This is a genomic window from Rhodococcus sp. MH15, from assembly GCF_019266045.1.
GTDB classification, from domain to species: Bacteria; Actinomycetota; Actinomycetes; order Mycobacteriales; family Mycobacteriaceae; genus Rhodococcus_F; species Rhodococcus_F qingshengii.
This window is the reverse complement of the sequence record NZ_LPNP01000058.1, coordinates 1-24026: the sequence shown is the minus strand read 5'-3', so window position 1 is coordinate 24026 and position 24026 is coordinate 1. Positions and strand designations below refer to the sequence as shown.

Below are 24026 nucleotides of genomic sequence, written 5' to 3'. Positions count from 1 at the left end.
AGCTGAGCAGACGTGCGAGTAGCGCAATCCTGGCTGACCGAGATCCTGCAGCGGGCAACTCCCAACTGGGAGGTGACCCCGGAAGAGCTGGACGCCGGGTTCGTCCGGGTGGGACTCGAAGTCGAGGAACTCGACACACTCGAGGCGATCGACGGCCCGTTGGTCGTCGGCAAGGTCGTCTCCATCACCGAACTGACCGAGTTCAAGAAGCCGATCCGCTTCTGCCAGGTCGAGGTCGGCGAACCCGAGCCCCGTGGCATCGTCTGTGGCGCGCGCAATTTCAACGAGGGTGACCTCGTCGTCGTTGCGTTGCCCGGCGCGGTGCTGCCCGGCGGATTCGAAATCGCCACTCGCAAGACGTACGGCCAGGTGTCCGACGGCATGATCTGCTCCGTCTCGGAACTCGGTATCGGCAAAGACCATTCGGGCATCTTGGTGCTCGAGCCCGGTACCGCCGAACCCGGCGCGGACGGCAACGAGTTGCTCGGTCTCGGTGACACGATCATCGAACTGAACATCACCCCGGACCGTGGCTACTGCTTCTCGGTCCGCGGTCTCACGCGAGAACTCGCGTGCGGCTTCGATCTCGAATACGCCGATCCCGCTTCGGTTCCCGCTCACCCGGCTGAGGGTGAAGCCTGGCCGGTGCGCCTCGAACCGGAGTCCAAGGCTTCGCGTTTCGTGATGCGGAAGATCACGGGTATCGATCCGCAGGCAGTGAGCCCGTGGTGGCTGCAGCGTCGACTGCTGCTCTCGGGTGTTCGCCCGATCTCGCCGGCAGTCGACGTCACCAACTACGTGATGCTCGAACTCGGTCAGCCTCTGCACGCGTTCGATGCGACCGCAGTGCAGGGCGACCTGGTGGTCCGTCGCGCCAAGGCGGGGGAGAAGCTGACGACGCTCGACGACGTCGAACGCACGCTCGATCCCGAAGACGTTGTCATCGCCGACGATTCCGGAGTCATCTCGCTGGCTGCCGTCATGGGCGGCGCAACCACCGAGGTGGGAACGGCAACGACGGACATCCTCCTCGAAGGAGCTACCTGGGATCCGCTCGCAGTCTTCAAGACGGCGCGCCGGCACAAGCTGCCGAGTGAGGCGAGCAAGCGTTTCGAGCGCGTCGTCGATCCGGCAATTCCGCTCGCGGCCGTCGACCGCGCAGCCGCTCTGCTGGTCGAGATTGCCGGCGGACGGATCGAACCGGTCCTGACCGACGTGGGCGATGTCGCCCCTCGCGCTGCCATTCGCATGGATATCGACCTGCCCGACCGTGTCGCCGGAGTCACGTACCCCAACGGCACCGCAGCTCGCCGCCTCACCCAGGTTGGCTGCAACGTCGAGGTCGGCGTCAGCGAAGAAGGACACGGCCAGTTGGTCGCGACGCCGCCGTCGTGGCGTCCGGACCTGGTGCAGCCTGCGGACCTCGTCGAGGAAGTTCTTCGCCTCGAAGGTCTCGAGCAGATCCCGTCTGTGCTTCCCGCCGCTCCGGCCGGACGTGGGTTGACTCCGTCGCAGCGGCGAAAGCGCACGGTCTCGAAGGCCGTGGCTCACGCCGGTTACGTCGAGGTCCTTCCTCCGGTCTTCCTGCCTACGAACGTCTTCGACGTCTGGGGCCTCGACGCGGATGATCCGCGCCGCAACACCAGCAAGGTCCTCAATCCGCTCGAAGCCGATCGTCCGGAGTTGGCGACCACGCTGCTCCCGGGTCTGCTGGAGATCCTGGCTCGCAACGCTTCTCGCGGTCAGCGTGATCTGTCGCTGTACGGCATCGCGCAGGTCGTCCTGCCGGGCCCCGACACCAAGCCGGTGGATGCATTGCCGGTGGATCGTCGTCCGACGGACGAGCAGATCGCGAACCTGATCGCGTCGTTGCCGGCTCAGCCCGTGCACATCGCTGCAGTGTTGAGTGGTTTGCGTGAGCCGAGCGGCCCCTGGGGCCCTGGCCGTCAGGCCGAGGCTTCGGACACTTTTGCAGCAGTGCGGGTCATTGCAGCTGCAGCAGGCGTCGAGGTGGAACTGCGTGCGGCGCAGTACCTGCCGTGGCATCCCGGCCGTTGCGCCGAGGTTGTCGTTGACGGCAACGTAGTCGGTCATGCGGGCGAACTGCATCCGGCTGTTCTCGAGCGTGCGGGATTGCCTGCGCGCACTTGTGCACTGGAGATCGACCTCGACGCTTTGCCGTTGGTCGAGAACCTGCCGGCGCCGCGCATTTCGCCCTTCCCCGCAGTGCTCCAGGACGTGGCGGTTGTTGTCGATCGCGATATTCCGGCAGCCAAGGTGCAGGAAGCTCTGCGTTCCGGCGGCGGCGAACTTCTCGAAGACATTCGCCTCTTCGACGTCTTCGAGGGCGAGCAGGTCGGTGAAGGCCGCAAGTCGCTCGCGTTCGCGTTGCGATTCCGTGGTGTCGACCGGACGCTGACCGAGGACGAGGCCAGTGCCGCGCGTGATGCGGCAGTGGAGGCGGCTTCCAAGGCCGTCGGTGCGCAGATGCGCGGCTGATTTCCTCAACTGATCACAGAGCCCACGTCCATCCCAGGTGGTCGTGGGCTCTGTCGTGTTATCGGCTTTTCGACTGAGGTGAATCGGAAAGCCACACATCTGGCGCAACGGTGTCCGTCCGTCGCCCTTGCTGGTCGAGCACGTGGCCGAGCAGTTTGCGCAGATACAGCACGATGGATCGTTCCGTGACGCAAAGACCCGGAATCTCCTTGCGCAGACGAGTTTCGAATGCATCGAGTTCTGCAGGAGAATGCAGCCACAACTGAACCACCAGGTTGTCGGGGCCGACTACAGCGAAGCAGTTTCGAACTTCCGACGCCCGACTCAGCACTCGTCCCGCCGTATCGAGAAGCTCGGGTTCGACGCGGCACCACAAAGTGGCGAGCACGGGAAGGCCGGCCAGCGGCCGCGCGAATTCACACCGCAGCGCCACCAACCCCGAAGACGTGAGCCGGTCGATCTGGCGTTTGCACGCAGCGGGACTGACACCGATCGCGTCGGCCAACTCCTTCATGGGAGTGCGCCCGTCGTAAGCGAGCTTCGTCAGAACCTTGCGATCCTGTTCGGATATCCCGGTCGGCCGAGCGCGCACGGCAGGACGGTTTTCGCTGGTGGTCAGCACACCCTTCTCGGACGGTGCCAGCGCATTGAGTCTCCATCGCCCACCTTCGGTGAACCAGCGTGTGATGATCGAGGTTCGTGTCGCCAGTACACCGTCGATCGTTGCGACGTCTTCCGAGATGAAGCGCGACATCGACGCCAGATCCGCGGTACCGGCTGTGACGAGCAGATCTGCTCTGCCCGTTGATGCTTCGATGGTCACGGCGTGGGCCGAGCGAGTCAGCCGTGCCGCGACGGTGTCGAGAAGAGCAGGTGAGCAATCGATTTCGATGATCGCTGTGACGATGCTGCCCAGCACCTGTGGCCCTGGAGTGACCGTGACCCAGGCCAACGACGATTCGGAGAGTCGATTCCAACGACGGGCGAGAGTCGCGGCGTCGAGTTCGAGTGGTTCGGCCAACGAAAGCCACTTCGATCGCGGTGCGAGCTGGAGCGCATTGATTATCCTCAGATCGATTTCATCTATCCTGCGACCGTTGCCGGCATCTGGTGCACTCATAACGTCATTATCCGGCATATTGCTGCAAGATTCGGACTATCTGCGACGCTCGACGGATGATCACAGAGGAGAAGTACGCGCTGATCGGAGCGGGCCCGTCTGGATTGGCCGGCGCGCGAAACCTCGATCGGGCCGGGATAGCGTTCGACGGCTTCGAGAGCCACGACGACGTCGGTGGGCTCTGGGACATCGACAACCCGCACAGCACCGTCTACGAGTCGGCGCACCTCATCTCTTCGAAGGGCACCACCGCATTCGCGGAGTTCCCGATGGCTGATTCGGTGGCCGACTACCCGAGCCACGTCGAACTTGCCGATTATTTCCGCGACTACGCCGATACTCACGATCTTCGCAGGCACTTTGCCTTCGGCATTACCGTCGTCGACGTTTCGCCGGTCGATTCGCTGTGGCAGGTCACCACGCGCAGTCGCAGCGGTGAGACAACAGTCGCGCGGTATCGAGGCGTGATCATCGCGAACGGAACGCTGTCGAAGCCGAACATGCCGACTTTCCGGGGCGACTTCACCGGCACGTTGATGCACACGAGCCAGTACCGCAGCGCCGAGATCTTCCGCGGGAAGAAGGTACTGGTCATCGGGGCGGGCAACAGTGGATGCGACATCGCCGTCGATGCCGTCCACCAGGCCGAGTGCGTCGACCTGAGCGTTCGGCGAGGCTACTACTTCGTCCCCAAGTATCTGTTCGGCCGACCCTCGGACACCTTGAATCAGGGAAAGCCGTTGCCGCCGTGGATCAAACAACGCGTCGACACCTTGGTACTCAAGCAGTTCACGGGTGATCCGGTGCGGTTCGGATTTCCGGCACCGGACTACAAGATCTACGAATCGCATCCGGTCGTGAACTCGTTGATCCTGCACCACATCGGGCACGGTGATGTGCACGTGCGCGCCGACGTCGACCGGTTCGAGGGGAAGACGGTGCGGTTTGTCGACGGATCGTCTGCCGACTACGACCTCGTTCTCTGCGCCACGGGTTATCACCTCGACTATCCCTTCATCGCGCGCGAGGACTTGGACTGGTCGGGCGCTGCCCCGGACCTGTTCCTCAACGTCGCGAGTCGCCGCCACGACAATCTCTTTGTTCTCGGCATGGTCGAAGCATCCGGTCTCGGGTGGCAGGGCCGTTTCGAGCAGGCCGAGTTGGTGGCCAAATTGATCACCGCACGTACCGAAGCCCCCGCCGCGGCGCGGGAATTCTCGGCGGCGGCGGCCGGTCCTCCTCCAGATCTGTCCGGGGGATACAAGTACCTGAAGTTGGGACGAATGGCCTACTACGTGAACAAGGACGCCTACCGCTCGGCGATCAAGCGGCACATCGGACTGCTTGATGCCGCTCTGACGAAGGGAGGACAGTGATGCCGATCGACGACGTGGTGCTCAACTTCAACCCGGGATCGTTGATGATCCTTAACGTGGTGCTGGCCACGATCATGCTGGGGATCGCCCTCGACACCTCGGTTGACGACTTTCGTCGTGCGCTCACCAAACCCAAGGCGATGGCGGTGGGTATTGTTGCGCAGTTCCTGCTGTTGCCGGCAGTGACTTTTCTCCTGACGCTGATTCTCTCGCCGGCTCCGTCGGTAGCACTCGGCATGATCCTGGTGGCGTGCTGCCCGCCAGGGAACATCTCGAACGTCCTGACTCACCGGGCGGGCGGCGACGTCGCACTCTCGGTGTCCATGACGGCGGTGTCGAACGTCCTCGCGATCTTCCTCATGCCGCTCAATCTTGCGTTCTGGGGAGCCGACGCCCGGAGACCGACGCTCTGTTGCAGTCCGTGAACCTGAATGCGCTCGAGATGGTCGCGCAAATCGCCCTGATCATCGGTGTGCCGTTCGTTCTCGGCATCTGGGCGGCACGAAGGTTTCCGGAGATCGCCGCGAAAGCGCAGCCTTGGGTGAAAAACGGTTCGTTGGTGGCGTTGTTGATCTTCATCGTCGCGGGGGTGTCGGGGAATGCGTCGTACTTCGTCGACTACATCGGGGTGGTACTGCTCGCGGTCTTCCTGCACGACACGGTTGCCCTCGCACTGGGATACTTCTGCGGCGCCGTCACCGGGTTGAACGAATACAGCCGTCGCGCCGTCTCTTTCGAGGTCGGCATCCGCAATGCGGGGCTGGGGCTTGGCCTGGTGTTCACGTTCTTCGACGGTCTCGGTGGCATGGCCGTCGTGGCCGGCTGGTGGGGGATCTGGGACATCATCGCCGGGTTGGCTCTGGCGACGATCTGGTCCAAGCGACGCGCCCGAAAGGCGGTACCGGCATGACCGTCGCACTCGTCACGGGCGGAAACGGGTTCCTGGGTACCGCTGTCATCGACGCACTGATCGCGCAGGGCATCACCGTCGTCTGTGTCGACCTCACGGTCAAGGACACGCCGGACGATCGCATCCGCCGCGTCAGGGCGGACGTCTGCGACCCCACAGAATTGGGGCGGGTGTTCGGTCAGTACCGACCGAACGTCGTGATCCACCTTGCGTCCATCGTGAATCCCGGCAAGAACACGACAGCAGAGCAGGAGTACCGCGTCGACGTCGACGGGACACGAAACGTGCTCGCGGCCTGCGTCGAACACGGGGTTGGACGGATCGTCGTGTCTTCGTCCGGAGCGGCGTACGGCTACCACTCCGACAGCCCACCGTGGATCACCGAGGACGTACCTGTCCGAGGCAACGACGAATTCACATACAGTCGCCACAAACGCCTGGTCGAAGAGATGCTCGCCGAATATCGCGTCGAACACCCGGAGTTGGAACAGGTTGTCTTCCGGATCGGCACGATCTTGGGTGAGAGCGTCGACAATCAGATCACCGCGTTGTTCGATCGCCGCAAGCTGCTCAAGGTTGCCGGGAGCGACAGCCCCTTCGTCTTCGTCTGGCACACCGATGTCGCGGGCGCTTTTGCGGAGGCCGTGACCGGAAACCAAGTGGGCATCTTCAATGTCGCGGGCGACGGCTCGTTGACCGTCGACGAGTTGGCTTCCCGGATGGGCAAGAGCACGGTGACGCTTCCTGCATGGTTGTTGCGAGGCGTTCTACGCGTCGGACGGCGATTGGGCGTAACGGAACACGGTCCGGAGCGCGTCGGATTTCTCCAGTACCGACCGGTTCTCGACAATCGGCGGCTCAAGGAACAGTTCGGATACGTCCCCGAATATTCGAGCGAGGAAGCATTTGCCGCGTATCTCGCGTCACGCTGACCCCTTCGACGGACGGTCGTGGAAGGATCGGAATTGTCCGTCGGCGTTTTCGAGAAGGGACTGACAGTGTCACGAAATGATGGGCCCGAACATGATGGGTCCGAGCACGATGGGTCCGTGCACCAGGTAGTCGAGGCCGCCAGTGCACTCGACGACAAGGACTTCCTCGCGGTCGTCCGCGCAGTGGTCGAGCGTCGTCCGAGCTTGTCGGTCCTTCTTTCCGTGGTGGACACCGCTGCCGCGAGCCTCGAGCCGCACCGTGTAGAGGACGACAACACGATCACGGACGCCGAAGAAGTCGAACTGCCCGACACCGTTGTGGAGGTCGACGAGATCATCGACGTCCCGGTGGTACTTGCGACCGACCCGAGAATTCCCGAACCCGACTACACCGAAGGGGGAGTCCCCACTTTCGACCGTGTTCGGGAGAAGATAGAGGGGCGCTTCGGTACTTCCATAGGTTCGGCCGAATTGGCACACGAGAGTCCTGCCGGAAAGTCCGTCGACGAGCAGTGGGACGAGCGCCAGAAGGCCGCAAAGGCCAAGCTCGAGGAGATTCGACGATCCATGGGTAAGTAATTATGCATTCCGATGCACAATGATGCATACTGTGTGACATGACTGAAGGTGGTACGACCGAGAACGCACGCAAGCCGATCAGAGTCGCCGTTGCCGGCGCCAGTGGGTACGCCGGTGGTGAGGTTCTGCGTCTGCTCCTCGGGCACCCGTCCTACGCCGACGGCAGTCTGGTGATCGGTTCGCTGACCGCCGGTGGCAACGCCGGTTCGACGCTCGGTGAGCATCATCCGCACTTGCTTCCACTCTCTTCGCGGGTACTCGAAGAGACCACTGTCGAGATCCTCTCGGGTCACGACGTCGTCTTCCTCGGTCTCCCACACGGAAATTCGGCTCAGTACGCTAAGTTGCTGCCCGAGTCGACGGTCATCATCGACTGCGGCGCGGACTTCCGGCTGCAGGATTCCGCAGCCTGGGAGAAGTACTACAAGAGCGCTCATGCCGGCACCTGGCCCTACGGTCTTCCTGAATTGCCCGGTGCCCGTGAGAAATTGGTAGGCGCAACCCGCATCGCCGTTCCGGGCTGCTACCCGACGGCAGCGAGCCTCGCACTGGCCCCCGCCGTTGCCGCGGGGATCGTGGACTCACACGTGAACGTGGTTGCGGTCAGTGGCACTTCGGGCGCCGGCCGGGCACCGAAGGCTGATCTGCTGGGTTCCGAGGTCATGGGCTCCGTCCGTGCGTACGGCGTCGGCGGCGTCCATCGCCACACCCCTGAGATCATTCAGAATCTCTCGGCCGCAGGCGGCAAGGACATCAGTGTCTCCTTCACTCCGGTGCTCGCGCCCATGCCGCGCGGCATCCTCGCGACCTGCACGGCAGCCACCACGGCCACCGAAGAGCAGGCACGCGAAATCTACGAAAAGGCATACAACGACGAGCCGTTCATTCATGTGCTGCCTGCCGGCATCTTCCCGCAGACCGGCGCTGTGATCGGATCCAACGCCGTGCAGATCGGGGTCACCGTCGACGCCGACGCCGGTCAGCTCGTTGTCATCTCGGCAATCGACAATCTCACCAAGGGCACCGCCGGTGGCGCGGTGCAATCGATGAATCTCGCCCTTGGCCTACCCGAGACCGCAGGTCTCTCTACCGTGGGAGTAGCTCCGTGAGCACCGACAATCCGCAGCAGATCGACAACGCAATCGAGCCTGACGCGACCGTTGCAGACGTGGTTCACGTCGCCGGGGGACGTCTGCTCCGCACGCAGGGCGTCACCGCACCTGCCGGATTCCGCGGTGCCGGAATTGCTGCCGGTATCAAGAAGAGTGGCAAGTCGGACCTCGCATTGGTGCTCAACGAGGGACCTGATCTGGCCGCTGCCGGCGTCTTCACCCTGAACAAGGTCAAGGCAGCTCCGGTGCTCTGGTCTCAGCAGGTCCTGACGACGGGCAAGCTGCGCGCGGTGGTGCTCAACTCGGGCGGCGCGAACGCCTGCACGGGCGCGGGTGGATTCCAGGATGCACACAAGACTGCCGAGGAAGTTGCTTCGGCACTGAGTAATTGGGGCACCGAGACGGGCGCGATCGAGGTCGCTGTCTGTTCGACCGGACTTATCGGTGACCGCTTGCCCATGGACAAGCTGATCCCCGGTGTCACCGAGGTGGTGCACGAACTGGCCGGCGGAATCTCCGGCGGCACCGACGCGGCATACGCGATCATGACCACCGATACCGTGCCGAAGCAGGCGTCGCTGCACCACGCGAACAAATGGAACGTCGGCGGAATGGCCAAGGGCGCAGGCATGCTCGCGCCTGCGCTGGCCACCATGCTGTGCGTCGTCACGACCGATGCTGTCGCAACGGCGGATCAGCTCGATACCGCTCTGCGCGCCGCCACCCACCTGAGCTTCGATCGCCTCGACGTCGACGGCGCCACGTCCACCAACGACACAGTGCTCCTGTTGGCCTCCGGCGCCAGCGGTGTCACGCCGACGCAGGACGAACTGAACGCCGCAGTGCTGGCCGTGTGTGATGATCTCGCGGATCAGTTGATGGCAGACGCCGAGGGTGTCACCAAGCGGGTCAAGGTGACGGTTCGCGGCGCGGCGTCCGAGTCCGATGCGTTGATCGGCGCCCGGACCATCGCCCGCGACAGCCTGGTCAAGACAGCGCTTTTCGGTTCCGATCCCAATTGGGGTCGCGTTCTCGCCGCAGTGGGTATCGCTCCCATCGAGCTCGATCCCGATCGAATCAGTGTGTCCTTCAACGGGAGTCCCGTCTGCATCGACGGCGTCGGCGCTCCGGGAGCGCGTGAGGTGGACCTGAGCGGGATCGACATCGAACTCGACATCGACCTGGGAATCGGCAACGAGTCCGTGAGCATTCGCACCACGGACCTCTCGCACGCGTACGTCGAAGAGAACTCGGCGTACTCGTCATGACCGAGACGTATCCCGTGATCAGCGAGCATCAGAAGGCGCATGTCCTCGCCGACGCGCTGCCGTGGCTGCAGCGATTCCGAGACAAGGTGGTCGTGGTCAAGTACGGCGGAAACGCCATGATCGACGAGACACTCAAGACCGCCTTCGCCGCGGACATGGCGTTCCTGCGGACTGTCGGCATCCACCCCGTCGTCGTGCACGGCGGCGGCCCGCAGATCAACGCGATGCTGGCACGCCTTGGCATGAAGGGTGAGTTCCGCGGTGGTTTCCGGGTCACGACGCCCGAGGTGATGGACGTCGTCCGGATGGTGCTCTTCGGTCAGGTGGGCCGTGAACTCGTCGGGCTGATCAACGCGCACGGTCCCTACGCGGTCGGTATCTCCGGTGAGGATGCGCACTTGTTCACCGCTACTCGACGCACTGTTGCGGTCGAGGGAGAGCAGACCGACATCGGCCTGGTCGGAGACGTCACTACCGTGAACCCGGACGCGGTACTCGATCTCATTGCAGCAGGACGTATTCCGGTGGTCTCGACCATCGCACCCGACGCCGACGGTGTCGTCCACAACATCAACGCCGATACCGCTGCTGCCGCACTGGCCGAGGCGATCGGTGCCGAGAAGCTCGTTGTCCTCACCGACGTCGAGGGCCTGTACACCGATTGGCCGGACCGAGCCTCGCTGGCCACCGAGATCGACACCGACGCCCTTGCTCAGTTGTTGCCGAGTCTCGATGCCGGCATGGTGCCCAAGATGGAGGCCTGCCTTCGCGCGGTGCGCGGAGGTGTGCCGTCGGCGCACGTGATCGACGGTCGGCTCGAACATTCAGTCCTACTCGAACTTTTCACCGGTGAAGGAATCGGCACGATGGTCGTGCCGGGTTCCTCGGTCGCCGGTCCCCAGCAGGGAGCTATCTCATGAGCACGATCGATCTGCAGCAGCGGTGGTCCGCTTCGCTGATGAACAATTACGGCGTACCCCGGGTTGCTCTCGTCCGCGGTGACGGCGCCGTACTCACCGACGCCGACGGCAAGCAGTACGTCGACTTCCTGGCCGGAATCGCCGTCAACATTCTCGGACACGGACATCCGGCCGTCGTCGAAGCCGTGACTACTCAGCTGTCGACACTCGGCCACGTGTCCAACCTGTACGCCAGCGAGCCGGTCGTCGAGTTGGCGGAGCAGCTGCTCGCTCATCTCGGCAACGTCACCGGGCGCGCGTTCTTCTGCAACTCCGGTACCGAGGCGAACGAGGCTGCCTTCAAGCTCGCTCGCGCCACCGGCCGGAAGAAGATCATCGCAGCCGAAGGCTCCTTCCACGGTCGCACGATGGGGGCACTCGCTCTGACGGGTCAGCCGGCCAAGCGGGCGCCGTTCGAACCGATGCCCGCCGGTGTCGAGTTCGTGCCGTACGGCGACGTCGAGGCACTCGAGCAGGCCGTCGATTCCGACACCGCCGCTGTGTTCCTCGAACCGATCATGGGTGAGGGCGGCGTCGTGGTGCCACCCGAGGGATACCTCGTCGAGGCTCGGCGGATCACCGCCGAACGTGGTGCGCTGCTCGTACTCGACGAAGTGCAGACCGGCATCGGCCGGACCGGCTGGTTCTACGCACATCAGGCAGTCGGCATCGTGCCGGACGTCATCACTCTTGCGAAGGGACTCGGCGGCGGAATGCCGATCGGCGCCTGCATCGCGACCGGGGCAACGGCAGAGTTGTTCGGACCGGGCAAGCACGGTACGACGTTCGGTGGCAATCCGGTGTGCGCTGCGGCGGCGCTTGCCGTGCTGAAAACCATTGCAGCGGAAGACCTGATCTCACGCGCCGACAGCTTGGGCAAATCGATCTCGGCGGGCATCGAAGATCTGGGCCATCCGTTGGTCGACTACGTACGGGGATCAGGACTGTTGCTGGGTGTCGTGCTGACCGAGGACGTCGCGCCGGCAGTGGAAAACGCAGCGCGCGAAGCCGGGTACCTTGTGAATGCAGCGCAACCCGGAGTGATCCGGTTGGCGCCGCCGCTCATCCTCACGGACGAGCAGGCCGAAACCTTCGTGGCAGCACTACCTGCCATCTTCGACAGTGCACTATCGGCTGACCAGCCGGGGGAGAAGTGACTACCGTGGTGAAACACTTTCTCAGGGACGACGATCTGACTCCTGCGCAGCAGGCCGAAGTTCTCGAACTCGCAGCGATTCTCAAGAAGGACCCGTTCGCTCGGCGTCCGCTCGAGGGTCCCCGCGGAGTCGGTGTCATCTTCGAGAAGAACTCGACGCGTACACGTTTCTCGTTCGAGATGGGCATCGCACAGATGGGCGGTCACGCTGTCGTCGTCGACGGGCGCAGCACTCAACTCGGTCGTGAAGAGACCTTGGCGGACACCGGACGCGTTCTCTCCCGCTACGTCGACGCCGTCGTGTGGCGCACGTTCGGCCAGAAGCGCCTGGAGCAAATGGCTACGGGCGCAACGATTCCCATCGTCAATGCATTGTCCGACGAATTTCATCCCTGTCAGGTTCTGGCCGATCTGCAAACGCTGATCGAACAGAAGGGTGAGCTCAAGGGGCTGAAGCTGACCTACCTGGGCGACGGCGCCAACAACATGGCTCACTCGCTGATGCTCGGCGGAGTGACCGCAGGCATAGACGTCACCATCGCAAGCCCCGCCGGCTTCGAACCGGCGGACTGGGTCGTGGCAGCAGCACGCAAACGCGCCGAGGAAACCGGCGCGACCATCACCCTGACGCAGGACCCACAGGCCGGCGTCGTCGGCGCCGACGCGTTGGTCACCGACACCTGGACCTCGATGGGTCAGGAGAACGACGGACTCGATCGGGTCGGACCTTTCCGTCCGTTCCAGATCAACAAGGAGCTGCTCGCAAAGGCAGATCCGAAGGCCGTCGTCCTGCACTGCCTGCCCGCGCATCGCGGCGAAGAAGTCACCGACGAGGTTCTCGACGGGCCGCAGAGTGTTGTCTGGGACGAGGCGGAGAACCGTCTGCACGCCCAGAAGGCATTGCTCGTGTGGCTGCTGGAACAGCGAACCCAACTGGACCCGGCGTGAGCGTCGCTCCCACTCGGGCTGGTCGCCAGTCGCGCATCATCGCGCTTCTGGCGGCTCACCCTGTCCGAAGTCAGACGGAGCTGGCGGCCTTGCTCGGTGCCGAGGGCATCGAAGCAACGCAGGCGACGCTCTCGCGTGACCTCGAAGAGCTGGGAGCGGTGAAACTGCGTGCCGCCGACGGCGGCGCCGGTGTTTACGTGGTGCCGGAGGACGGGAACCCGGTACGCGGTGTGGCCGGCGGTACCGACCGCCTCTCACGGCTGTTGGGTGAGTTGTTGGTCTCCACCGATTTCAGCGGCAACATGGCGATCCTCCGGACACCGCCGGGAGCCGCGCACTACCTCGCGAGCGCACTGGATCGGTCCTCGATGCCGGACATCGTGGGCACGATCGCCGGAGATGACACCATCTTCGTGGTGGCCCGGGAACCGCTTTCCGGAGCGGAACTCGCGGCCATGATCGAATCGCTCGCCTGACCCCTTATTCTTTGATAGAGATTTTCAACCGAAGGAGCACAAAAACCATGGCCGATCGCGTCGTACTCGCCTACTCGGGCGGGCTGGACACTTCTGTTGCCATCAGTTGGATCGGTAAGGAGACGGGCGCTGAAGTTGTCGCCGTCGCCATCGATCTGGGGCAGGGTGGCGAGGACATGGAGGTCGTGCGTCAGCGCGCGATCGACTGCGGCGCAGTCGAATCCGTTGTCGTCGACGCCCGCGACGAGTTCGCGGACGAATACTGCCTGCCGACCATCGCGGCCAACGCCCTGTACATGGACCGCTACCCGCTCGTCTCGGCCATCAGCCGTCCGCTGATCGTCAAGCACATCGTCGAAGCTGCACGCTCGCACGGCGGCACCATCGTCTCGCACGGTTGCACCGGTAAGGGCAACGACCAGGTTCGCTTCGAGGTCGGATTCGGCGCCCTCGCACCCGACCTGCAGGTCATCGCACCGGTCCGCGACTACGCCTGGACCCGCGAGAAGGCCATCGCCTTCGCCGAAGAGAACAACATCCCGATCAACGTCTCCAAGAAGTCGCCGTTCTCGATCGACCAGAACGTCTGGGGCCGCGCCGTCGAGACCGGATTCCTCGAGGATCTGTGGAACGCGCCGACGAAGGACGTCTACGACTACACCCAGGACCCGACGGTCAACTGGAACGCACCCGACGAGCTCATCATCAGCTTCGACAAGGGCCGCCCGGTCGCCATCGACGGCCGCCCGGTGTCGGTTCTCGAAGCCATTCAGGAACTGAACAAGCGCGCAGGCGCTCAGGGCGTCGGCCGTCTCGACGTCGTCGAGGACCGTCTCGTGGGCATCAAGAGCCGTGAGATCTACGAAGCTCCCGGCGCGATGGTTCTCATCACCGCACACCAGGAACTCGAGCACGTCACCCTCGAACGCGAACTCGGTCGCTACAAGCGTCAGATGGAGCAGCGTTGGTCCGAGCTGGTCTACGACGGCCTCTGGTTCTCGCCCCTCAAGGACGCACTGGACACGTTCGTCAACAAGACGCAGGAACGCGTTACCGGCGACATCCGTCTCTTCCTGCACGGTGGAGCCATCACCGTCAACGGTCGTCGCAGCCCGGAGTCGCTCTACGACTTCAACCTCGCGACGTACGACGAGGGCGACAGCTTCGACCAGTCCGCATCGAAGGGCTTCGTCGAGATCCACGGTCTGTCGTCGAAGGTCGCCGCGAAGCGCGATCTGGGACTCTGAGCCATGACGGCTCGCGGTGACGGAGACGCTCAAAAACACGGCACCAACGAAGGTGCGCTGTGGGGCGGGCGGTTCGAGTCCGGACCGGCCGCTGCCATGGCGGCGCTGAGCAAGTCGACTCACTTCGACTGGGTCCTCGCTCCGTACGACGTGCGGGCGTCGCAGGCGCATGCGCGTGTGCTGAACAAGGCCGGTCTGCTCAGCGAAGCCGATCTCGTGACAATGCTCGACGGTCTCGACCGTCTGGCGGCAGATGTCGCCAGTGGCGCCTTCGGGCCCAGTGATTCGGACGAGGACGTACACGGCGCACTCGAGCGTGGTCTGATCGAGCGTGTCGGGCCTGAGGTCGGTGGACGCCTGCGTGCTGGACGTTCACGAAACGACCAGGTGGCCACGCTGTTCCGCATGTGGCTTCGCGATGCGGTCCGCCGCATCTCCACCGGAGTTCTCGACGTGGTCGATGCTTTGGCGACTCAGGCCGGGGCGCATCCGGATGCCGTGATGCCGGGCAAGACGCACCTGCAGGCGGCTCAGCCGGTCCTGTTGGCGCATCACCTGCTCGCTCACGCACATCCACTGTTGCGGGACGTGCAGCGCCTTCGCGACTTCGACGTGCGAGCTGCGGTGTCCCCGTACGGTTCCGGTGCACTGGCCGGTTCCTCGCTCGGTCTCGACCCCGAAGCCATTGCAGCGGAATTGAAGTTCGACAGCTCGGCCGAGAACTCGATCGACGCAACGGCTTCGCGTGATTTTGCGGCCGAGGCAGCGTTCGTGCTTGCGATGATCGGTGTCGATCTCTCCCGTATGGCGGAAGAGATCATCATCTGGAGCACACCGGAGTTCGGCTACATCACGCTTGCCGACGCATGGTCGACGGGATCGTCGATCATGCCGCAGAAGAAGAATCCGGATGTCTCGGAACTGACGCGCGGTAAGTCGGGTCGTTTGATCGGCAACCTGACCGGATTGTTGGCGACGCTCAAGGCTCAGCCGCTGGCGTACAACCGCGATCTGCAAGAGGACAAGGAACCGGTTTTCGACTCGGTTGCGCAGCTCGAGATGCTGCTCCCGGCCATCACCGGTCTGGTGCAGACGCTCGAGTTCCACACCGAGCGCATGGCGGAACTAGCTCCGGCAGGGTTCACGTTGGCCACCGACATCGCGGAGTGGATGGTGCGTCAGGGCGTGCCGTTCCGGGTTGCCCACGAGGCTGCCGGAGCGTGTGTGCGTGTCGCCGAAGCACGAGGGGTCGGACTCGAAGATCTCACGGACGAGGAGCTGGCCGGCGTCGACAGCGCGCTGACACCCGCTGTTCGTGAGGTGCTGACAGTCGAGGGTTCCATTGCTTCGCGCAACGCGCGAGGCGGCACTGCGGGGGTGCGGGTTGCCGAGCAGCTGGACGGAGTCAAAGCAGTGGCGCAGTCACTGCGGGAATGGACCCTGTGACCTCGCGGTCACGAGTGTTGTCGCTCTCTTTTCGGCAGTAGTCCTTCGGTCGTACGCGGTCAGGTAGCAGAATTTGCTCCCTGACCGCGTACGCGTATTCGTCGTCAGTAGGCTTGTCGCGCGCGGGAAAAATGAGACTGACGTCACATGGTGAGTAACTTGGGAGTGAAATGGTGGGATTGAATTCCAAGTCTGTGCTGGGCCCGATTCGTCGGGTGGTTGCGACAGCACAAAACGGCCTCGAGGTCGTCCGGTTGGGTGGGCTGGAAACGGATGCGACCACGTCGCCGTTCGAGATCGTCGAACGCGCAGCGATGTATCGGCTACGGCGCTACTTCCCGGACAGTGACCCGGAAACCGTCGGCGCACCGATCTTGCTGATCCCGCCGATGATGATGTCGGCGAACGTGTACGACGTGACCCGTGACCAGGGCGCTGTGGGAATTCTGCACGAGATGGGCCTTGATCCCTGGGTCGTCGATTTCGGTTCGCCCGACTCCGAAGAGGGCGGTTGGGATCGTAACCTCGCCGATCACATCATCGCTCTCAGCGACATCGTCGATCACATCCACCGTCACACCGGAAAAGATGTTCACATCTCCGGTTATTCGCAGGGTGGCATGTTCGCCTATCAGGCTGCCGCGTATCGGCGTAGTCGAAACATCGCCAGCGTCATCACCTTCGGCAGTCCGGTCGACACACTCGCCGCGCTACCCTTCGGCATCCCGGCGGGATTGGCAACCAAGGGTGCAGATTTCCTCGCCGATCACGTCTTCAATCGCCTGGCGGTCACCGGGTGGATGGCCCGTACCGGGTTCCAGTTGCTCGATCCCGTGAAGACGCTGAAGATGCGCGTCGACTTTCTGCTTCAACTGCACGACCGTGAGGCGTTGCTTCCGCGGGAGCAGCAACGCCGCTTCCTCGCGACCGAGGGTTGGGTCGCGTGGTCGGGGCCCGCGGTAGCCGAACTGCTCAAGCAGTTCATCGTGCACAACCGAATGATGACCGGTGGGTTCGTCATCAAGGATCAATTGGTCTCGCTCGCCGAGATCACCTGCCCCATCCTGGCATTCGTCGGTGAGGTCGACGACATCGGCCAGCCGCAAGCGGTTCGAGGCATCAGTCAAGCCGCTCCGCGGGCGAAGGTCTACGAATCTACCTTGCGTGCAGGCCATTTCGGTTTGGTTGTCGGTTCCACCGCGGCCAATCACACCTGGCCGACCACCGGTGAATTCGTACAGTGGACCGAGACGGGTGGACCCCTCCCGGACCGTATCGCGAACATGGTCTACGGCGCCGACCTCGAAGACCAGACCGGTGTGTCGATCAGCAATCGGATCATCCACACCGTCGCCTCGGTCGCTGAAGTAGGTGCAGGAGTCACCAAGGGAATCAGTGACCTTGCCGCCGGTGCGTTGCGCGGCACTTTCGAATTGTCGGGAGAAGCGGCACGAGCGTTGCCACGTCTGGCTCGACTCAACCAGATTCAGCCGCACACCAAGATCTCGCTGAGCCAGTTGCTGGCGGAGCAGCGTCGAAAGGCGCCGAACGGCGAGTGCTTCCTCTTCGACAATCGCGTGCACACGTATGAAGCGGTCAACGCGCGTATCGACAATGTCGTGCGTGGATTGATCTCCGTGGGAGTGCGTCCGGCAGCGCATGTCGGTGTCCTGATGGAGACCCGCCCCAGCGCACTCGCGGCCATCGCGGCCCTGTCGCGACTTGGTGCCGTCGCGGTCATGCTTCCGCCAGGCTCCGACATCACGGCGGCGGTCAAGCTGGGGTCGGTCGATCGGATCATCACCGATCCGGAAAACGTCGATGCTGCAGTGGTTACCGGTCGGCCGGTACTGGTGCTCGGCGGCGGCGATGCCCGTGGCCTCGAGGTGGATCCGTCACACGACGTGATCGATCTCGAACAAATCGATCCGACGAAGGTCAATCTGCCCGGGTGGTACCGACCGGATCCCGGTGTCGCCCGCGAACTCGCCTTCATCATCTTTGCGGAATCCGGCGGTGTGCTCGAGGCCAAGCAGATCACCAACTACCGGTGGGCACTGTCGGCCTTCGGCACGGCCACGGCGGCAGATCTCGATCGCGGTGACACCGTGTACTGCCTTGCACCACTCCATCATTCGTCGAGTCTGCTCGCGACCATCGGTGGTGCCATGGCCGGTGGCTCACGCATTGCGCTCTCACGTGGACTGAACCCCGCGAGGTTCGTCGAGGAAATCCACCGCTACGGCGTGACGGTCGTGAGTTACACGTGGTCGATGATGCGCGAGATACTCGACGAGGATCTTCTTCTCATCGACGGTAGTCATCCGGTCCGCCTGTTCATCGGTTCGGGCATGCCCCATGGTCTGTGGAAGCGGACAACGGAGGCGTTCGACCCCGCGCAGGTACTCGAGTTCTATGCGTCGACCGAAGGCGACGTGATTCTTGCCAATGTTGCAGGCTCCAAAGTTGGTTCCAAGGGGCGCCCACTGCCGGGTAGCGCGCAGGTGCGGTTGGCGGCATACGACCCGCTGAGTGGTCGGCTCCTCGAGAACGGAAACGGATTTGTCCGTGAGTGCGCCGAAGACGAGGTCGGATTGCTGCTCGGGCGCGCGGGATTCACCGCCGATCTCTCGGGCGGAGCCATGCGAGGTCTCTTCCAAGCCGGCGATTCGTGGATTCCCACCGAAAATCTCTTCCGCCGGGACGCCGACGGCGACTACTGGCTGATCGACCACAAGAACACGGTCATTTCCACGGTCCGCGGTCCCGTCTTCACCCAGCCGATCGTCGACGCGTTGTCGAGTGTGGCGCGGGTGGATCTTGCCGTCGCATACGGAGTCGGTGACGCGCCGCATCAGCTCGCGGTCGCTGCCGTGACATGGCGTCCGGGGCGGCAGTTCCGTTCTGCCGAGCTTGCAGAGGCCCTCTCGCGCATCGCTTTCGACGCTCGTCCGGATATCGTGCACGTGGTTGACGAGATCCCGGTGGGTTCGTCGTACCGTCCGAGCTCCACTGCGTTGGCTGCGGCCGGATTGCCGGCGCCGGGGCCACGGACCTGGTTCCTCGATTCCGAGTCGCAGTCGTACAAGCGGCTGACCAAGGCAATTGCCGCGCAGTTGATGCCGACGAGGGTGAGCACCGGAGCACGGTAGCCTGAGGGCATTCTGTTTGATCGGTTCGAGAGGACACACGTGGCTATTGATTCGACGTTGCTCAGCATTTTGGCCTGCCCCCAGGACAAAGGCCCGCTGCTGCTGGTCGGGGACGAGTTGCTCTACAACCCGCGCCTGCGGCGTGCCTACCCGATCGAGAACGGCATTCCCGTTCTGTTGATCGACGAGGCACGCGATGTAGCGGACGACGAGCACGAGAAGTTGCTCGCGCGGGCTGAAGGCTAGATCGGTAATTCACCGGTCAGGTACCGCTGGAGGTTCGGAGCCACCAGCGGTACCAAAGCGTCAACGCTCAATGATGCGAGTGGTTCGAGTCCGAGCACATATCGCGTGACAAGCAGTCCGGCCATCTGAGAGGCCACCAATTCCGCTCTGATCAAGCCGGTACCAGGTGGTGTGTCCACCCGCGGAATGATGTCGCGCAATACGACATCGAGCAGAAAGCTCTGGATCAGCTGCGATCCGTCGCCGGAAATGGCTGATCGAAAAGCCGCCAGAATCGCCGGCTGGTGTTCTGATTCCCACAGCCCGATTACTGCTCTGAGTAGATTTTCGCCGAGATTTTCGGTCGGAGAGGAGTGAACCGGTCCCAATACCTGGACTGGATCGATCGGTAGCGCGATCGCAGCGGTGAACAACTGCTCCTTGCTTCCGAAATGATGATGAATCATGGCCGGATCGACGTCAGCGGCCGCAGCTATCGATCGAACAGTTGTTCGTCGAAAACCGTTCTGGGAGAACGCCCGTCGCGCCGAATCGAGGATCTGCGCGCGAGTCTCCGACTTGCCCGGTCGTCGCCCCGAACGAATCGGTACCGGACTCGTGTCCTTGTCGGTCATGGAGTGCGGCGATCGAGTGTGGCCGCGGCCAGCGATAGCGCGGCGGCGGCGAAGCCCGCCATGACGGCGAGATCACGCCACATCTGACCCGTCGCGTCGGCATGCATTGACACTTGCTGAAGTGCGTCGACGGCGTAGCTCAAGGGGAGGACGTTGCTGATCCATTCGAGCCAGGTCGGCAATTGGTCGCGCGGTACCAGGAGTCCGCAGAGGAAGAGCTGTGGAACCACAACTACCGGCATGAATTGCACCGCTTGGAACTCGGTCTTCGCGAATGCGCTGGCCAACAGGCCTAGCGCAACGCCCAGTATTGCGCCGAGAACTGCAATGACGATGACCCAGGCAAGACTGCCGGCGATGGTGAGTCCGAGGAATCCGAAAGCAACCGCGCACGCGAGGGCTGCCTGGGCGGCGGCGGAGAGCGAAAATGCCGCCCCGTATCCGGCGAGAAGGTCGAGTTTGCCCATCGGTGTGGTGAGCAGGCGTTCGAGGGTTCCTGAACTGCGTTCGCGCTGCATGGCGATGGACGTGACCAGGAACATCACCACAAACGGCAAGATTCCCAACATCGTGATCGCCACTCGTTGGAAGAGCGAAACCTGGCCGGGTGGCGTGGGTACGTCTTGGTAGAGGAAATACAGCAAAATCATCAACAACGACGGGACCAACAAGATCATGGCCACCGTGCGATGGTCCTGGCGGAGCTGAAGCAGAATGCGGACGGTCGTAGCACCGAAGATCCTGATGCTCATGATATTTCGCCTCCGACGGGTGAAGTCCGAATCAGCTCGAGAAAGGCGTCCTCTAGGCGTTCACATCTGGTTTTGGCGCGCAATTCATCGGGTGTGAGTTGAGCGAGGAGATGCCCGTCTCGCATCAGGATCAGCTCAGCGCAGTGGTCGGCCTCATCCATAACGTGGCTGGAGACCACCAGGGTGGTTCCGCTGCGAGCAAGGTCGGCAAATCGTTCCCACAGTTCGACACGAAGCACCGGATCGAGGCCGACGGTCGGTTCGTCGAGGATCAACACATCAGGTGACGCCACCAACGCGCAAGCCAGCGAGACTCGCCCGCGTTGACCACCAGACAGATCGGCGGCGGTCTGGTCGGCGTATCGGCTCAATCCGACGGCGTCGACCGCTGCTGCGACGTCTGCGCCGGATTTTCCGTACAGAGCGCCAAAATACTGAACATTTCGCGTGACCGTCAGGTCGCCGTACACACTGGGGGATTGGGTGACGTACCCGATCCGACGGCGAAGGGCAACGGACCCGGCGCGATCTCCCAGGACTCTGACCTCACCACTTTCGACGATCTGCGTTCCGACTATCGCGCGCATGAGGGTTGTCTTGCCGCAACCGGAGGGTCCGAGCAGTCCGGTGATCGATCCCGCCGAAACCTGCAGGTCAAGCGAGTGGAGTACTTCGTGTTTGCCGCGAATGACTCGGAGTCCGCGAATGTCTATTGCCGGCGTTGTGGTCACGGTTCGCCTCGTTTCAATAATTCATCACTTGTTGAATTATGTGACTCGGCCGACCGGCGAGTCAACGGTGTGGGCACAATCGAAGGGTGAGTATCGAGACCTTGGTAAATGTGAAAAACCCGTTGGAAGCGGGCTTGGCGGTTCTCGGCTCGACCCTGATCGTCGACGAGGTCGCTCTGAGAATTGTCGAGGTGGAGGCTTACGGCGGGGAGAAGGACGGGCCCTGGCCGGATCCGGCAGCGCATTCGTATCGGGGGCAAACGCCGCGAAACAGCGTGATGTTCGGGCGGGCGGGGCGTCTGTACGTCTACCGCAGCTACGGAATGCACTTTTGCATGAACATCTCGTACGGCCCGGATGGTGTCGCGGGCGGTGTTCTGCTCCGAGCCGCCGAAATCGAAGCCGGCCACGATGTGGTGTCCGCAAGGAGATCGCCGGACCGGCCGTCTCACCAATGGGCCAGAGGGCCGGGTAATCTCGGCGCTTCCGCCGCAATCACGCTGGGGGACAACGGAACAGACGTGTTCGACCCGGCGTCGCGGATTCGGCTCGAATTGGGGGAGTCGAAGGAATGGGTGAGCGGACCGCGGGTGGGTGTCAGCACCGCGGCGGAGGTCCCGTGGCGCCTCTGGATTCCGGACTCCCCGGCGGTGTCCGCGTATCGCCGAAGCCCGCGAGCGCCGGTCATTTCGTGAAGATGGGATGATCGAGTCCGTGACTGAGAATATTCTCGACGAACTGACCTGGCGCGGGCTGATCGCCCAATCAACCGATCTCGACGCTTTGCGTAAAGATCTCGAGGCCGGACCGGTCACGTTGTATGCGGGCTTCGACCCGACAGGACCGAGCCTGCACGCAGGTCACCTGGTTCCGCTCCTCGCGCTCAAGCGGTTTCAGCGCGCCGGCAACCGCCCGATCGTTCTTGCCGGCGGTGCAACGGGCCTGATCGGAGACCCCCGTGACGTCGGGGAACGGACGATGAACTCCGCCGATACCGTCGCGGACTGGGCAGGTCGCATCCGTGGTCAGCTCGAACGATTCGTGGATTTCGACGATTCGCCGACGAGCGCGGTCATCGAGAACAACATGAACTGGACCGGCAAGATGTCGGCCATCGACTTCCTGCGTGATGTCGGCAAACACTTCTCCGTGAACGTCATGCTTGCGCGTGACACCGTGAAGCGTCGTCTCGAGTCGGACGGGATGTCGTACACCGAGTTCAGCTACATGCTGCTCCAGGCCAACGACTACCTGCACTTGCGACGCGACCTCGGCTGCACTCTGCAGGTCGGCGGGTCCGATCAGTGGGGCAACATCATTGCCGGCGTCGAACTCAACCGTCGTGTCGACGGTGAGAGCGTTCATGCAATGACGGTTCCGCTGGTGACCTCGGCCGATGGCAAAAAGTTCGGAAAGTCGACCGGTGGCGGAAGTTTGTGGCTCGACCCCGAGATGACCAGCCCGTACGCCTGGTACCAGTACTTCGTGAACACTGGCGACGCCGACGTGATCAAGTACCTGCGCTGGTTCACCTTCCTGACTGCGGACGAACTCGCGGAGCTGGAGACTGCAACAGCGGAGCGGCCGCATGCGCGAGAAGCGCAGAAGCGACTTGCCGCGGAGATGACGACCTTGGTTCACGGGGAACACAACACCCGTGCTGTCGAGCTCGCCAGTCAGGCGTTGTTCGGCAAGGCGGAGCTGGCGGAACTCGACGAGTCGACGCTAGCCGCGGCGTTGAAAGAAGCATCGGTCAGCGAATTGGCGCCGGGGGAGCCGCGCACGATCATCGATCTGCTCGTGACGAGCGGCTTGTGCGAGAGCAAGGGGGCCGCTCGACGCGCCGTGAAAGAGGGCGGTGCTTCGGTGAACAACCAGAAGGTGTCGGCCGACGACTGGGAACCCACCGCATCCGATCTGCTTCACGGCCGCTGGTTGGTCGTCCGGCGCGGAAAGCGCAACTTCGCCGGCGTGAGAATCCTTCCGAACTGACGTGTGTGGGGTCACAGTTGTCTAGCGGGGCTCCTGTGGCCGCTGGTGGCCCGCCTCCGGGCGGGCTACCAGCGGATTTAACCTGTCGAACATCTGCGACCTGCACGTTTGACGCTCAGTTTTCATTCGCGTAACTTTGTCCAAGTCAGAGCGACACGGACACCAACCCCGACCGACAGGCCGGGGAAACGCGGTTGGACGAAGTCGGAGACAATCACGCTCAGCGGGAACTTGCTTCCCTGGAGCGAACAAGCTAAGATTGTAACCCTTGCCCCGGAGCTTTCAACCTGGTTGAAGTGAAGGTGTGTGCGTGTTCTTTGAGAACTCAACAGTGTGTCGATGAATGTCAGTGCCAAAATTTTTTTGGTACTTCACATCCGCGAATAATCAACCGCCTCTTGGGGTTTGGTTGGTTTGTGTGTGGTGTGAGTATTTTTCGTCGGTGATTGTTCATTCTTCCGTCTGAATGGTTGCCGACACATTTTTTGCTAGTTGAGTTTTTTTGCTAGTG

The 24026-nt window shown here is 63.0% G+C and carries 22 protein-coding genes; 18 read left to right on the top strand and 4 right to left on the bottom strand.

Annotated elements, in window-relative coordinates; genetic code table 11:
* The first annotated feature begins 12 nt into the window (after positions 1–12).
* Positions 13–2499, top strand: a complete 2487-nt coding sequence (gene pheT, locus ATN37_RS04335) for a phenylalanine--tRNA ligase subunit beta (protein ID WP_063316070.1) — start codon at positions 13–15, stop codon at positions 2497–2499.
* 58 nt (positions 2500–2557) lie between these two features.
* On the opposite strand, the gene ATN37_RS04330 is transcribed toward pheT, so the two are convergent.
* Positions 2558–3619 (bottom strand): Lrp/AsnC family transcriptional regulator, encoded by a 1062-nt coding sequence (locus tag ATN37_RS04330; protein WP_054801331.1) that lies wholly within the window; start codon positions 3617–3619, stop codon positions 2558–2560.
* Positions 3620–3675: 56 nt separating this feature from the next.
* On the opposite strand from ATN37_RS04330, the gene ATN37_RS04325 reads away from it, so the two are divergent.
* The 15 genes from ATN37_RS04325 to ATN37_RS04260 all read left to right on the top strand — a co-directional run bounded on the left by ATN37_RS04325 (position 3676) and on the right by ATN37_RS04260 (position 19426).
* On the top strand, positions 3676–4995 hold the full coding sequence (locus ATN37_RS04325; protein ID WP_007736253.1) for an NAD(P)/FAD-dependent oxidoreductase: 1320 nt from the start codon (positions 3676–3678) through the stop codon (positions 4993–4995).
* A complete protein-coding gene (locus ATN37_RS32365; RefSeq protein WP_256933142.1) occupies positions 4995–5420 on the top strand; it encodes a bile acid:sodium symporter family protein in 426 nt (141 codons plus the stop codon). Before ATN37_RS04325 ends, ATN37_RS32365 begins: the two co-directional genes overlap by 1 nt.
* Complete coding sequence (locus ATN37_RS32360; protein ID WP_256933141.1) at positions 5417–5905, top strand: bile acid:sodium symporter family protein; 489 nt, start codon at positions 5417–5419, stop codon at positions 5903–5905. Before ATN37_RS32365 ends, ATN37_RS32360 begins: the two co-directional genes overlap by 4 nt.
* Entirely contained in the window at positions 5902–6837 is a 936-nt protein-coding gene (locus tag ATN37_RS04315) for an SDR family oxidoreductase (protein WP_058227020.1), read from the top strand. The genes ATN37_RS32360 and ATN37_RS04315 overlap by 4 nt, the downstream gene beginning before the upstream one ends.
* A gap of 117 nt (positions 6838–6954) precedes the next feature.
* Positions 6955–7416 carry a hypothetical protein gene (locus tag ATN37_RS04310; RefSeq protein ID WP_021344370.1) on the top strand — a complete coding sequence of 154 codons (462 nt, stop codon included), beginning with the start codon at positions 6955–6957 and terminating at the stop codon, positions 7414–7416.
* 38 nt (positions 7417–7454) lie between these two features.
* Complete coding sequence (argC, locus tag ATN37_RS04305) at positions 7455–8525, top strand: N-acetyl-gamma-glutamyl-phosphate reductase (RefSeq protein ID WP_162114721.1); 1071 nt, start codon at positions 7455–7457, stop codon at positions 8523–8525.
* Between the two features lie 32 nt (positions 8526–8557).
* Positions 8558–9796 carry a bifunctional glutamate N-acetyltransferase/amino-acid acetyltransferase ArgJ gene (gene argJ, locus ATN37_RS04300; protein WP_050656537.1) on the top strand — a complete coding sequence of 413 codons (1239 nt, stop codon included), beginning with the start codon at positions 8558–8560 and terminating at the stop codon, positions 9794–9796.
* Complete coding sequence (gene argB, locus ATN37_RS04295; RefSeq protein WP_007736229.1) at positions 9793–10716, top strand: acetylglutamate kinase; 924 nt, start codon at positions 9793–9795, stop codon at positions 10714–10716. The genes argJ and argB overlap by 4 nt, the downstream gene beginning before the upstream one ends.
* Positions 10713–11912, top strand: coding sequence for an acetylornithine transaminase (locus tag ATN37_RS04290; protein ID WP_007736227.1), 1200 nt, complete (start codon positions 10713–10715; stop codon positions 11910–11912). The genes argB and ATN37_RS04290 overlap by 4 nt, the downstream gene beginning before the upstream one ends.
* Positions 11909–12859, top strand: coding sequence for an ornithine carbamoyltransferase (gene argF / locus ATN37_RS04285; protein WP_021334039.1), 951 nt, complete (start codon positions 11909–11911; stop codon positions 12857–12859). The genes ATN37_RS04290 and argF overlap by 4 nt, the downstream gene beginning before the upstream one ends.
* The gene (locus tag ATN37_RS04280; RefSeq protein WP_007736224.1) at positions 12856–13335 is read left to right on the top strand and encodes an arginine repressor; all 480 of its coding nucleotides are present in this window, start codon (positions 12856–12858) and stop codon (positions 13333–13335) included. The genes argF and ATN37_RS04280 overlap by 4 nt, the downstream gene beginning before the upstream one ends.
* Before the next feature lie 47 nt (positions 13336–13382).
* Positions 13383–14582, top strand: a complete 1200-nt coding sequence (locus tag ATN37_RS04275; protein ID WP_007736221.1) for an argininosuccinate synthase — start codon at positions 13383–13385, stop codon at positions 14580–14582.
* A 3-nt stretch (positions 14583–14585) separates the two neighbouring features.
* On the top strand, positions 14586–16028 hold the full coding sequence (gene argH / locus ATN37_RS04270) for an argininosuccinate lyase (protein ID WP_063316067.1): 1443 nt from the start codon (positions 14586–14588) through the stop codon (positions 16026–16028).
* 170 nt (positions 16029–16198) lie between these two features.
* Complete coding sequence (locus tag ATN37_RS04265) at positions 16199–19180, top strand: acyl-CoA synthetase (RefSeq protein ID WP_007736206.1); 2982 nt, start codon at positions 16199–16201, stop codon at positions 19178–19180.
* Positions 19181–19219: 39 nt separating this feature from the next.
* Positions 19220–19426: a Trm112 family protein gene (locus ATN37_RS04260; RefSeq protein ID WP_003944045.1), complete on the top strand. Its 207-nt coding sequence runs from the start codon at positions 19220–19222 to the stop codon at positions 19424–19426.
* Here ATN37_RS04260 and ATN37_RS04255 read toward each other — a convergent pair.
* Genes ATN37_RS04255 through ATN37_RS04245 form a run of 3 tightly spaced genes read right to left on the bottom strand, consistent with a single transcriptional unit; the run spans position 19423 to position 21523 of the window.
* Positions 19423–20040, bottom strand: coding sequence for a TetR family transcriptional regulator (locus tag ATN37_RS04255; RefSeq protein WP_003944108.1), 618 nt, complete (start codon positions 20038–20040; stop codon positions 19423–19425). The genes ATN37_RS04260 and ATN37_RS04255 overlap by 4 nt on opposite strands.
* Positions 20037–20792 carry an ABC transporter permease gene (locus tag ATN37_RS04250; protein WP_003944033.1) on the bottom strand — a complete coding sequence of 252 codons (756 nt, stop codon included), beginning with the start codon at positions 20790–20792 and terminating at the stop codon, positions 20037–20039. The genes ATN37_RS04255 and ATN37_RS04250 overlap by 4 nt, the downstream gene beginning before the upstream one ends.
* Entirely contained in the window at positions 20789–21523 is a 735-nt protein-coding gene (locus tag ATN37_RS04245) for an ABC transporter ATP-binding protein (RefSeq protein ID WP_054781543.1), read from the bottom strand. Before ATN37_RS04245 ends, ATN37_RS04250 begins: the two co-directional genes overlap by 4 nt.
* 86 nt (positions 21524–21609) lie before the next feature.
* On the opposite strand from ATN37_RS04245, the gene ATN37_RS04240 reads away from it, so the two are divergent.
* Positions 21610–22218 carry a DNA-3-methyladenine glycosylase gene (locus ATN37_RS04240; RefSeq protein WP_198035646.1) on the top strand — a complete coding sequence of 203 codons (609 nt, stop codon included), beginning with the start codon at positions 21610–21612 and terminating at the stop codon, positions 22216–22218.
* Positions 22219–22237: 19 nt separating this feature from the next.
* Positions 22238–23515: a tyrosine--tRNA ligase gene (tyrS, locus tag ATN37_RS04235; protein ID WP_218694812.1), complete on the top strand. Its 1278-nt coding sequence runs from the start codon at positions 22238–22240 to the stop codon at positions 23513–23515.
* Positions 23516–24026 lie beyond the last annotated feature (511 nt).